Annotated in this window: 11 protein-coding genes and 1 pseudogene; 5 read left to right on the forward strand and 7 right to left on the reverse strand. The window is 57.6% G+C overall.

All coding sequences use genetic code 11. The features are described 5' to 3' along the window. Positions 1 to 37: 37 nt before the first annotated feature. Positions 38 to 355, reverse strand: coding sequence for a hypothetical protein (locus tag ACNJYB_RS27460; RefSeq protein WP_439369641.1), 318 nt, complete (start codon positions 353 to 355; stop codon positions 38 to 40). A 358-nt stretch (positions 356 to 713) separates the two neighbouring features. Between ACNJYB_RS27460 and ACNJYB_RS27465 the strand changes: the two genes are divergently transcribed. Further along, the gene (locus tag ACNJYB_RS27465; RefSeq protein ID WP_439369642.1) at positions 714 to 971 is read left to right on the forward strand and encodes a hypothetical protein; all 258 of its coding nucleotides are present in this window, start codon (positions 714 to 716) and stop codon (positions 969 to 971) included. A gap of 665 nt (positions 972 to 1,636) precedes the next feature. On the opposite strand, the gene ACNJYB_RS27470 is transcribed toward ACNJYB_RS27465, so the two are convergent. Continuing rightward, positions 1,637 to 1,873, reverse strand: coding sequence for a DUF6894 family protein (locus ACNJYB_RS27470; RefSeq protein ID WP_439369643.1), 237 nt, complete (start codon positions 1,871 to 1,873; stop codon positions 1,637 to 1,639). 1,904 nt (positions 1,874 to 3,777) lie between these two features. Further along, complete coding sequence (locus ACNJYB_RS27475) at positions 3,778 to 3,975, reverse strand: hypothetical protein (RefSeq protein WP_439369644.1); 198 nt, start codon at positions 3,973 to 3,975, stop codon at positions 3,778 to 3,780. A gap of 188 nt (positions 3,976 to 4,163) precedes the next feature. Here ACNJYB_RS27475 and ACNJYB_RS27480 point away from each other — a divergent pair. After that, a protein-coding gene (locus tag ACNJYB_RS27480) for an IS3 family transposase (protein WP_439368046.1) occupies positions 4,164 to 5,341 on the forward strand; the annotation gives its coding sequence in 2 pieces (ribosomal slippage) (positions 4,164 to 4,461 and positions 4,461 to 5,341; 1,179 coding nt in all). A 291-nt stretch (positions 5,342 to 5,632) separates the two neighbouring features. Here the strand turns inward: ACNJYB_RS27480 and ACNJYB_RS27485 are convergent. Then, on the reverse strand, positions 5,633 to 6,472 hold the full coding sequence (locus ACNJYB_RS27485; protein ID WP_439369645.1) for a Crp/Fnr family transcriptional regulator: 840 nt from the start codon (positions 6,470 to 6,472) through the stop codon (positions 5,633 to 5,635). 647 nt (positions 6,473 to 7,119) lie between these two features. Then, on the reverse strand, positions 7,120 to 7,413 hold the full coding sequence (locus tag ACNJYB_RS27490) for a DUF1127 domain-containing protein (protein WP_439369647.1): 294 nt from the start codon (positions 7,411 to 7,413) through the stop codon (positions 7,120 to 7,122). 144 nt (positions 7,414 to 7,557) lie between these two features. Here ACNJYB_RS27490 and ACNJYB_RS27495 point away from each other — a divergent pair, with 144 nt between their 5' ends. Both ACNJYB_RS27495 and ACNJYB_RS27500 read left to right on the forward strand, forming a co-directional pair. Beyond that, positions 7,558 to 8,112, forward strand: coding sequence for a winged helix-turn-helix domain-containing protein (locus ACNJYB_RS27495; protein ID WP_439369648.1), 555 nt, complete (start codon positions 7,558 to 7,560; stop codon positions 8,110 to 8,112). Continuing rightward, positions 8,021 to 9,094 carry a tetratricopeptide repeat protein gene (locus ACNJYB_RS27500; protein ID WP_439369649.1) on the forward strand — a complete coding sequence of 358 codons (1,074 nt, stop codon included), beginning with the start codon at positions 8,021 to 8,023 and terminating at the stop codon, positions 9,092 to 9,094. The genes ACNJYB_RS27495 and ACNJYB_RS27500 overlap by 92 nt, the downstream gene beginning before the upstream one ends. A 385-nt stretch (positions 9,095 to 9,479) precedes the next feature. Here ACNJYB_RS27500 and ACNJYB_RS27505 read toward each other — a convergent pair. Then, positions 9,480 to 9,707 (reverse strand): annotated as a pseudogene (locus tag ACNJYB_RS27505) (acyl dehydratase); the annotation flags it as partial. A 392-nt stretch (positions 9,708 to 10,099) separates the two neighbouring features. On the opposite strand from ACNJYB_RS27505, the gene ACNJYB_RS27510 reads away from it, so the two are divergent. Continuing rightward, positions 10,100 to 10,792 carry an MgtC/SapB family protein gene (locus ACNJYB_RS27510; protein WP_439369650.1) on the forward strand — a complete coding sequence of 231 codons (693 nt, stop codon included), beginning with the start codon at positions 10,100 to 10,102 and terminating at the stop codon, positions 10,790 to 10,792. Between the two features lie 243 nt (positions 10,793 to 11,035). On the opposite strand, the gene ACNJYB_RS27515 is transcribed toward ACNJYB_RS27510, so the two are convergent. Then, a complete protein-coding gene (locus tag ACNJYB_RS27515; RefSeq protein ID WP_439369651.1) occupies positions 11,036 to 11,413 on the reverse strand; it encodes an NUDIX hydrolase in 378 nt (125 codons plus the stop codon). Between the last annotated feature and the right edge of the window lie 335 nt (positions 11,414 to 11,748).

The following is an 11,748-nucleotide window of genomic DNA, read 5'->3' on the forward strand; positions in this document are numbered from 1 at the left end:
GAGGCTGAAGCAAACGCCGTTAAACAGCCGAATATGGTTAGCCACCGGCCATTAGTAGCAAGTGTTGTATAGAGGTAGGAATGTTCTCCCCTTCGTCTCTGCGCTGCTTCAGCTCAGCAGCGATCTCGGTTGTGATATTGCGCGACCATCCCTCGGCGGTGTTGAAGGCAACGATGCGCACTGGGCGGCTGTAAACTTCGTGCAAGAGGTCGCGGATCAGCATCTCGCGATACGTACCCTCATCATCATCCGTCTCGCGCCAGGCGCGGCCCACCCATATCCCGTAGGCGTCCAGAAGTACGAGGTACATGTCATGGTCCGCATCTTGCGGCACCATCGATGGCGAGCGATGCATGATCTTTCTCCGAGTCATTTACGGATGCATCGGAACCGGCTGACATTTCCTGAGTGTCTGCTCGCATCTGTTCCCAAGACCAGATGCCCCAACAAGGCCCAATCTGGGCGCCCCCTACATACGGACGCGGCAATATGCTGATCGTTCCAAAGTTGCCTCAGTTGAACTCGTTGACCGATGGGGCGCGATGAGAGACATGCTCGAACATCTCGCGACCTTGCGCGAGCAGATCGGGAAGTGCGAGCGTGAGAGATGAGGCCAGGCCGCCAACAAAACTCGCCTACAATAGGAAGTCTCCTTTCTGGATGCTTATCCGGGAGATGGGGCTGTCGGAGCTCGCGAAGCTGGAGGCGCGGCCATGAAGCGCCGCGCCATGAGCAAGTCGTTCGGTAATGGCGCCGGGCGCACGTTCTGCGCCAGCACAACAGCGCCGTCCTGCTGTTCAGCTGGCGCGGCAAGCCCGACGGATCGGCCCGCAACGAGACGCGCTGATATGCAGCTGGCGCAGTTGTTCCAAGCCATCTTCGATCAATCGGAGATCATGCTGAACGTACTTGGCTGCCGGGCTGGACATGGATTGGAGCAACTCGCGCCGAAGATCTCTCATATCTTCTAAGGCCTGCTGGTTCCTCAAGCGGACGTAAACCGAGACGATTGCTTTACACGACATGGCATTTCCACTGCGCCAAGATGGATAGTTGAACTGACCGAAGAAGCCCTGCTTCCTAACAAACGAGGGTCATCTCTGCCTCGTTCCTAATGATGCTCGCGAAGCTGCCGCTCCAACTCGATGGTTTGATCTGCGTTATAGGCTCGCTTTAGCAAGGAGGTTCGCTGATCACCGGGGGTATTCGCTCCGCGCGTTCCCGATGTCTTCAGCGAACTGCGTCAGCCGTGTTTCGAGTGAATCTGTGTGCTTAAATCGCCTCCGGTTCTTTCCCATCGCGTGTTCCTTCTGCTGATGGGAGCAATTCTAAGTTCCTATGCAGAAGGTGGCAGACACATAGGTTAAAATCTGGAGATAGAGCTTTGAACGAGAATCGCGTGAGGGACAGTGCAATCGTGCTTCGCGTCGTCGCGTTCAATCCAGTCGTAGGGCTGGTCGCGCGACGCGTCCGAGGACATCGCGGCGCGCGAGCTCGAGCGCAGGATTGCTGCTGAAGGTCACGAGATCTCGGACGGCTTGGAGGATTTCGTCGAGAGCCAACTTGGCCGCTCGATCGGCGTGCAGCTAGCGCTGCCATTCCGGATGGCCGGTCGTGGCTGAAATAGGAAAGCTCCTTACTGCCTCAACACGGTCACAAGCTCAAAGATGAATCTGACCTGCATCACCGGCCCGGCATCGTTTCGAACGTCTATAGCCAAGTCGCGCCGCCCTCTCACAAGAGGATCGCTGTGCACTGCTTCTCGGACGATATCGGCTAACGACTTAGCGGCCTCAGCGTGCACAGCGAGCAGGCCCGGAAGTTCCAAGCCCTCCTCGTCTGGCACTACCTCGTCGCTGTCTCTCAGCGGCATCGCAGATCAAAATTTAGACCGCCTCAAGTGCGTTCCCTCAAGGAATGGCCTAATTCATCTTGCGGCGCAGCTTCAGAAGCAGATCGCGAAGGTGGCGTGCTCCTCTATGATGCACCGCGCCTCCTCCCGCCGCCGGGCTTCAACTGCTTCACCTTTCAATTTTTCCGGCGAAGCGAAAGGGGAAATGGCCGCAGGACCTACTCGCCAAGTTTACCGAACGGGAAAAAGTTTGCGAGCTCCGGCCCTGCGGCCTGTCCGGGAAAATTGACTGTTTATTGAATGGGCACTTTCAGCCCGGTTGATCGGATTGATTCCAGAATTCGCTGCGCGGTTTGAGTCGAGAAATGGTGTTCCAGAAAGGAACACCGTTACTGTTGCGGGGGCGCCACGTTAAGGTCAGGAAGGCGAACCCAAGTCAAGCCGCAGCGCGCAAGCCGGAAAGCTTCCATGGAAGAGTTTACGGCCTACTTATTTGGGCGGACGGGCGCATCGTGCAAACGATAAGGCTGATTTGCGCCAACGAGGAAGCCGCTAAACAGCGTGCGCTGCAATTTGCGGAGGCCTCGCTGTTGAGCTTTGGCAGCTCACACGCAAGATCGCGAGCTTTCCGTCACGCGCGAACTGAGGCGTTACGCAGTTGCTTGGGTATTTTTCGGCTGCGGCAAGTAAGCCCGCCTCGACTGCGGACGCTCCCAATAGCGGCGACCCCGCCAACTGGCGGGTTGGCGGGGCCGCCCTCCGGGCGAAGGGCTGGATGTTGAGCCCGGAGCGGCAGCAAACCTTACGACGCTGGACCGGAAAGAGCGATCGCTCAGAAGAGGCACTCATTCCGATTCACTATTGCCGCCCTTTTGCTTTTGGGTCGTTCACCGTTGCGCCGGGATTTGCCGATCTCGGACTGCTTGACGCACCCTGGCCGGTCGTAGCTGCCGGGGAATCTCCGCCGCCCCCGCCCCCGGCACTGCTTCCACTGGCTCCGCCAGCTCCGCCGTCTCCGCTACCGCCTGCGCCGGCACCTGCGCCAGCACCCGCGCCGCCCGCACCACCTGCCCCGCCCCCAGCTCCTCCGCCTTGCGCCGACGCTGCGGCAATCGATCCGAACACCAACGCGGCAGCTAAGGCAATCTTTGCGATTTTCATGTTGTCATCTCCTTGCTGAAGTTTTCAGAAACTGAACTTCGCAACGATCGTTCCTAAGGGCAGCGCCTGACGTTCCAGAGTTCGAGCGCCACTCGCGAGCAACCCTCAATGATCGGATGAGTTACAGCACCAACAAATCCTGAGGTCGCCATGAACAAAGATCCCCACTGACATCAGACGATTTTCCAATCGAAGTGCACAGGGAAAAGCTCAAGAACCAAAGAGGCGAGCCGCTCGCCTCTGCCGAGACGGAAGAGCTTGCGGCGGAGATCGCTGAGCGGCTTAACGAGCGGGCCTATGCAAGATCGTTGGTCGGCTTAGAAAGCTGACTGCGACGAAGTGATGCAGCAACATCGCCGCCCTAAATCACGGTCGCTGGTTGGTGTGGTCTCTGAAGATGGGCTGGTACTGATGGAACGGCTTGCGCCGGCGTAGACCATCGGCCTCAGCCTGGCGGTTGAAACGAGCTGGGACCGAGGCGTCTGCCGCTGTCTGATCGGCAAACGCGGCTTCATCCCAAAGAGTTGTCCCATCGCATTCAAATTTGTGAATCGCCGACGCAAAGCGAACGCTCCAGCCCGAGGGAGAGCGGGCTGGAGCTAGTCTCGGCATAGGTCTCGCGGAAGGAGGGCGCGCAAGACTCGTCATTGAACTGGACGCAGGGTCACTCGTTCCTAACACAAGCAACGGCGTACATTCCCTCCTTATCGCCCCAGCCGCCCTGGCACTAGGGGGCGCCCTCGGAGCGGCCTTTTAGAGCGTGCTCAATCGCCGGCAAAAACAAAGGTCATGTCTTGGAACTTCTGCACCGGCAGATTCGTGATGCTTCGGTGCATCTGTTGGATATCGAGGCTAGTTCTTGAGGGGACTGCCTCGGCCGGCTGAGCGCCGAAGAAAGCGACCTTTGCAGCGACACCGATCAGGAGAATTGCGACGAGGGTCATAATGGAACGTGCACGCATGATCGCTCCTTCGTTGCAAATGTAGGGGGCTCGATTGCCTCGATTGAGGAGCGTAAACGGCCTCCGTTTCAGGCTCTTTTCCTTCCTCCCTGAAACGGTTTCATGGACCAGGATTTTCGGCTTCGTGGTTGAACCTCCTCCGAATTGATGGACACCCGTAGTAGGCTCGAAGAGCCAGGAGGTGTCGGATGGAAGGACGTCAACGTCGCTCGTTTACCGATGACTACAAGCGGCAAGCGGTTGATCTCGTAGCGTCTAGCGGTCGCTCGATCGGCTCGGTTGCCAAGGAACTTGGCTTGCGTGATTCCGTGCTACGGCGGTGGGTGGAGCAGCGAGGGGCCCGGCTGGAGCCGACGGCGGCGGCGCGGCGCCCCGCAACGCAGGCGACGCTGCCGTCGGCGGACCACGCGGCGGAGATCGCTCGTCTGCAGCGCGAGAACGACCGGCTGCGCATGGAGCGCGATATTTTAAAAAAGTCCATTGCGATCTTTGCTGGAGTTCAGAAATGAGATTTCGCTTCATCGAAGATCGCCGCGCCGACTATCCAGTGACGATCATGTGCGACGTGCTTGGCGTCTCGCCTGCTGGATATTACGCCTGGCGAGCGCGCCCTGAGAGCCAGCAGGCCATTGCCAACCGTGAGCTCGTCGACGACATCAAGCGGGTTCATCGCGACACAAACGGCCGCTACGGCAGCCCGCGCATCCATGCCGAGCTGAGAGCCCAAGGCCGTGGAGCGAGCCGTGGTCGCATCGAGCGGTTGATGCGTCGTCACGGTATCAGAGCCATCATGGCGAGGCCGCGACGGGTGCGCACCACCGACAGCCGTCACGATTTCCCGATCGCGGCGAACTTGCTCGAGCGCAACTTCGTCGCCGCCGCGCCGAACCGCATCTGGCTCGCCGACATCACCTATGTCCAGACTGATCAGGGCTGGCTCTATCTGGCCACGGTCATGGACCTCTACAGCCGCAAGATCGTCGGCTGGGCGATGGCGGATCATTTGCGCGCCGAGCTGCCTCTGGCGGCGTTGCGGATGGCAATCGCGGCGCAGCGGCCAAATGCCGGCCTGATCCACCATTCCGATCGCGGCGTTCAATATGCCTCGGCGGATTATCGCAAGCTGATGCAAGCCACCGGCCTCAGAGCCTCGATGAGCCGCAAGGGCGACTGCTATGACAATGCCCCGATGGAGAGCTTCTTTCACACGCTCAAGACGGAGCTCGTTCACCACCGGCACTATGAAACGCGGGCAGAAGCCACACGGGATCTCTTTGCCTATATCGAGGGCTTCTACAATCGAGTTCGCCGTCACTCCGCCATCGGCTTTATCAGCCCGATCGAGATGGAGCTAAAAGCAGCTTAACCCTGTCCATTTTTTCGGTGGAGGATCAGGTCGCTAGGCTACGGCCCTCGATTCCCGATCAGGTGAACGCTTACCTTCCGTCCCATGCATGGCGTACGAGCTCTGCGTGGCCGGCCAGACGGCATGTTCGTCGCGCCATTCGAGGGTGTGTACTCATACGGCTTACAAACGAGCCCAGAAGTCTCGCAGCTTAACGTTGATCGGCGGCTTTTGACCCTAGGCGGACATCGTTGCGTCGCGAGAGCCGCACTGTGCGGCGACAGTAGTGCCACCCATGGCAGTCAATGCCATTCAAGCTGTGCCTCGCGCAGCTGCCATCAATCGCGCCGCTTTCTCTTGTGCGAGAGCTGCTTCCAGCTTCGAGAGGCTTTCCTGGAGGCGCTGGTTGTTTTCGAGGAGACGCTGGCCGGTGAGGAGGAGGATATAGTCGCCGAATTGCTGATCACTCTGAAAATAGATTTCAAGCAGCCTTTCATAAGTTATCGTCAGGACTTGGCCGTCTTCTCTGCACTCGACCGTCGCGGTTCGCCGGTTATTGGGTGTGAGGAAGCCAAGTTCTCCCATGAAGCGCCCTGGCGGAAGCTCGACACCGATTTCTATGACGAGAAACTTCCCGGTGACGATGAGGAACATTTCCGCAGCGGCATCACCCTTCCTGAAGAGTATGTCGCCTCGGCGATATCTACGCTCGGTCATGAATGGTTTTAACAATTCCATCGACCTATCGCCCTGCGTCGCGCTACGTGCCTTCTTAACGAGCTTGAGCAGTTGACGGAGGCGAAAAGCGTTGACTGGCAACAGCAGCAGATAAAGCAGAAAGGTGGCGACGCTCCCGGAAAGCGCACAAGAAATTGCGAAGAATGTACAGCCGACCATATTTGCGACCCGCAGCGGCACCATTCTCTGCATCAGCAACGTAGCGACAAAGAAGAAGGCGCCAACTAAGGCGAACATGTTGGCGAGCGTGATATTGGCCAACACAATTTCAAACAGCCGATTAAACAGTGCGTCGTAGGTGATGTTGTTGGGATCAAGTCCCATTTGAACGAGGATCTTTGCGATCCTGAAATTGTCGGCCGCTGTATCAAGCATGCGATCTAGAATTGTCGAAAGATCTGCATTGGAATTCATCGGATCACCCGTATGCAAACATTCGGTTATGCGGGAATTCGCGGATACGTGACAGTCGAAGTCGGACAGCACAAGCGGTATTGATCCACGTTTAATATTTTCTGCCGCGGTCGTTTTTGGTGGTCACAGGCGCGTGGCCGGTAGCGTGTCAACGCTGAGACGGGGGGGGCTCCGGGGGCTTTGACCCGCGATGTATAAAGCCGTTCCTACCCGTAGCCGAATTGCCTTTGAGCCGCCGAAAAGACCATTCTCAGGGAAGAGCCGGACCTGACGAACTGAGCGGCCGGACCGCCGCTTCTGAGCCAGAGCAGTGACCTCCACAGAAATCAATTATCGAACCAACACCTAATCGGCTCCCTTCCTACAATTAGCTCGGACAGAGCGGATGGAAAGGAGCGTTGAAATGCAAGCTCGGTTTGGCACTTGCGTTCAAGCAAGTACGCAAAGGACATCGCTAAGATGATCGATGCAACGCCGGCAAAGTACGGCCACCGTTCGCCACTCATTGAGCACCCGTAGCAGGAGGGTTGGCAATCATTCGCCGCGGCCTGGTTCTGATAATGTACCGCTTTCATACTGCCGCCGGGCGGCCTCGTCAGATGTGAATTGGTTCACATCCCGGCAATGTTCTTGCTCGCCTTCTTCGCTCAACCTAAGCGGTTATGTGACGCCTTCTGGTTGTGAATAATCCGACCTTGCATCGTTCGACCGGATAGAATGCCTCGCGGATCGCAATCTCGGTGCGAGGCGACGTAGTCGATTTCGCCGCGCGTAATACCGATATCCATAAGCTCCCTATGACTTAAGTCGCACAAGCTGGCCAGTAATCTCCGGCGTTTGCGCCACTCCTGAAATGCATTCCAATATGCTTCGAGAGGACTGTAGACCTGCCGCCTTGCCGTTGCCGGTCCCAGCTCGGTGGTCCCGTGGATCATGCTCATTGAGGGTGTCCTGTCTGGACTGCTCACTAGGCGGAAGTTGCCGCAAGAGGTGCCGGCGCGCTTAACTGGTGGCTTACATTTCTCTTACCGGCGGCTTATTCTTCATGCGCTAATACAGAGGCGGCCCCGAGAAGGAATGGCAGCTTGCGCTATCTTTTCGAGGAATACGCATTCGACACCGACCGGCGCGAGCTGCAGCGGGGCACTGATGCGGTGTCGATCACACCGCAGGTTTTTGACCTGCTCGATTACCTTATCCGCAACAGAGAGCGAGTTGTCAGCAAGGACGACCTCATCAAGGCCATTTGGAATGGGCGCAGTGTATCTGACGCGGCGCTGACAACCCGCCTGAATGCTGCTCGGACCGCCATCGGCGATACCGGCGAGGAGCAGCGGCTTATCAAGACGCTTCCGCGCAAGGGCTTCCGTTTTGTCGGACAGGTGCAGGAGACGCGAGAAGTTGCGGGCCCTCCACTCCCGGAGAAGCCTCCCATCGCCATCGCCGTACTTCCGTTTGAGAACATGACCGCCGATCCCGAGCAGGAGTATTTTTCGGACGGAATGGTTGAGGAGATCACTACGGCGCTTTCCCGGTTTAAGGTTGTTCGTGATCGCCCGCAATTCCAGCTTCACCTACAAGGCCAAGGCGGTGAACGTGAAGCAGGTCGGGCAAGAGCTTGGCGTGCGCTATGTCCTTGAGGGGTCCGTGCGCAAGGCGTCGGGCAAAGTCCGCATCACGGGACAGTTGATCGACGCGGTGACAGGCGCACACATCTGGGCGGACAGGTTCGAGCGCGACCTGACCGACGTTTTTGCTCTGCAGGACGAGGTGACGGTCGCCGTCATCTCGGCCATTCAGCCGAAATTGCTGCAAACAGAAATCGCGATGGCGGCACGGCGGCGACCGGAGAACCTTACCGCCTATGATTATTACCTCCGTGCTCTGCCGCAGTTTTACCTGGCGACCCGCGAAGGGTTCGCCGAGGCGATAAGGCTGGCTCATCGCGCGTTAGAGCTAGACCCTCGGTTCGGCTTTGTTGCTGCTCTGGCGGGTGCCTGTCACATGAACAACGTCGTCTTAGGCTATTCGACCAATCGTCAATTCGAGCGCAAGGAAGCGGTTCGGCTCGTTCGCTTGGCATTGAGTGTCGACAATGGAGATCCAGAAACGCTAGCATTGGCTTGCGTAACCTTGGCGTTCGTTGCAGGCGATTACGAAAGTGCGATCGAAATGGCAGACCGGGCGGTCGCGCTCAACCAAAATTCATTTGAGGCATGGCACGCTAGAGGCTGGGTCTATTTTCTTGCTGGGTTGCCGGAGGAAGCGGTCCGGAGCTTTGAACGTGGCATTCGGATGAGCCCAATAGACCCGCGGCTACACGTGTCGCTTACTGGGATGGGGATGGCCTTTATTGAGCTTCGTCGCTTTGACGAGGCCATCGTGGCCGGGAAGAAAGCGCAACGCCAGAACCCGTCCTATTCGTCCGCATACGTGTGCCTCGCGTCCGCTTTGGCCCATCTCGGACGTGACGCTGACGCGCGGGAGGCGGTGGCTCGTCTGCTTGAGGTCGATCCCACCTACGGTATATCCGTGAGGATCGGTCGGGCGGGGCAAACAAACGCGAAGCTGATAATTGAGGGTCTTCGGAAAGCGGGGTTGTCTCCAACTGCTCCGAGGTGATCGAATGACAGCTATGGCCCGTCGGGAAGTTGCGCCTCGGCGGCCGGTAGTCCGCTCGTCGAGTCAGAGCTGACCAGATTTGCTCGACGTGAGTTCTTCGTGTTTTGACCCACAAGAGACAGAAACCAACCGGCGGCACGTTGTACAACAGCTTACGCGGATGCTTTCGCGTCTGGTCGCCTTGCAACGAGGATGATGCCGATGCATTGCAGGGCGACCTCGTTTCTTTGGTTGCATAATCGGATTTGATTGCGCACGATGCCGCGATCAGATTTCGATTTTGACTCCAGCTTCTCCAAAATAGTCGCTTCGAGATTAAGTTCATCTCTCCTGGGCGTACCGGGTTCGGCAACCTCAGCTCATCCCAGCCCATTCCGGCGAGGACATGGAGAGGCCGAGGCTGGAGCTTGGGCGTGAGCGAGATGAAGACTGCAAACGTGTGGGCGCTCGATGCGGTTAATCCACCAAAAATTGAACGTGCTGCCGCCTCCTCATCGATGTGGCGCGGTATCGGTTCGTATTGCTTGGCAAACTGTATAATCTCTTCCTTCGAGACCAAATAAGGACCTGCGTTTCTGGTGGTACCAATTTCGGCATCCTCGAAATAATACATGGGTCATTGGTCAATCCTTTGCGAGCGGACTAACTATAGGGATAGCAAACGCCACTTGTGCGGCTCAAGGTCAGCACGTCCTGTTCTAGCCCGTCTGCGAAGTCGTGGCGCGTCTGACGAAGATTCGCTCATCACGGCAGAGCGGACCAGATTTGCTCAACTTAGGTTCTTCGCAGTTTGACCCGAAGCAGGCCTTGTGCCCAGAGTGTTAGCGCTGCGTGTGTGATGCGAAACGACGTTCGCTGTAGCTCGCATATCGCTTCGGCTGTCAGGTTTATGCTTGGCGTTTTCGGTCCCTGTGTTAGCTTTTTCGAGGCGAGGTTAACCACACCTCCCTGTGGCTCTGATTTACGCCTGGCCCTTTTGATTTCCCCGGACGCATAGGAGGCACCATGGGGCACGACGAGCTGGTGATTATCGTCAGAGTTGCTGGTGCTCTCGCCATTGGCGCTATGATCGGGTTCGAGCGCACATTTCATGGACGCCCGGCAGGTTTTAGAACGCATTCCCTCGTCTGTATCGCGTCAGCCATTCTCATGATCGTTACGGTTTATCAGCACCAGTGGATGACATTACTTGAACATGACGCCATCCGCACTGACCCGACCCGTATGGCGCAGGGCATCATGACCGGCATTGGATTTTTGGGAGCTGGCGTCATTTTCAAGGAGGGACTTACTGTCCGCGGATTAACAACGGCTGCATCCATTTGGGTGACGGCAGCTATTGGTATTCTGGTTGGAATCGGGTTCTGGTTTGCGGCGTTTGTTGGCGCCGTCGCAACCCTCATGGTACTCGCGCTGTTCAGGGTCATCGAGGCTCGATTGCCGAGCGAGTTCTATGCCCATCACATGTTACGCTTTGCTCGGGATAAGGTGATGGGCGAAAGCGAAGTCCATAAGATGATTGGCGATCACGGCTTTACGATTGCCAACCTGTCATCGCGACTAAGCGAGGGCGGGCAGCAGTTCGAGTACCGGATGACCATTAAGAGCCGCGACAGGCTCAATGCCGAACGACTTGCCAAACATTTGCGCGGCTTGCCCGAGGTTGTTGAGTTTCGCATTACTCCCACCGGCGATTAGGATCGTGGGCCCGAGCGCGAAGCGCCCGCCGATTTTTGGCGGTCAAACTGCCTATGATGCGCCCCCTTCCTATGGTAGCGTTGGCATGGGGGTACGCGCTGGCCAGCGAGTACCTCCCTCTAACTTAAACCCTGCCTCTTCTTGGGAGGCGGGGTTTTTCCGCGAGCAGATCGGACGCCACGAAAGCCGCCGCGCCGAGACGATTAAGGCGGCTTACCGGCCGGTCAAGCGGTCAAGCACGCTTCACTTCGGAAACAACTTGTCTCGGATGTATCGCGAAGTCGGCGTCAGCCTGATTCCTCGTGGCTTGCACCAGACCGCCTTATCAATCTCCTTCTTGTCGCCAATCTTCAGGGCGCCCCCCGCGTCCTTAGCTAAGAAGATTGCGTCACTCATCTTGCGACCGGACCGCCGGTTCTTTGCCTTCACTTCCTTCCAGAGCTTCACCGGGCCCAGCTTGAGCTTCGGCAGTTCTTCCCTGATCTCTCGGCGGAGGCACTTCCTTTCACTCTCACCTGCACGCTTGCGACCGCCCGGAAACATCCAGAGCTTGTCGCGTCGTCGTCTGACCAGGAGGACGCGGCCCTTCTTTGCGACGACAAGTTTTGAAGACTTCGCCATTTCTCTTTTGTATCGATTTGGCAGATCGGCATCAGTCTAGACCGTCTGGTTCGACCAGCAATGATCGGCGTCACCCCGCGCCCGTATTATCACGGAGCAACCCAACACTGACCGCGCGTTTAGGTGGCGCTATGCCTACGCATGCTCGGAATCCTCTACATCCTCCAAGAGCCCATGTTCTGGGTGGCATTGGCTTTTGGGCTGGCTCCGATCGTCATTGGCGTCATCATCCTGTGGCTAAGCGGCCGAGGTCGCCAGTGACACGTTTCCGTTTCGCCGAACGTGGTTTTTCTCGCAGCCCGGGAACAAATGTGCACTTTTGCACTTAACCCGCT

The organism is Bradyrhizobium sp. SMVTL-02, from assembly GCF_051853005.1.
GTDB lineage: Bacteria > Pseudomonadota > Alphaproteobacteria > Rhizobiales > Xanthobacteraceae > Bradyrhizobium.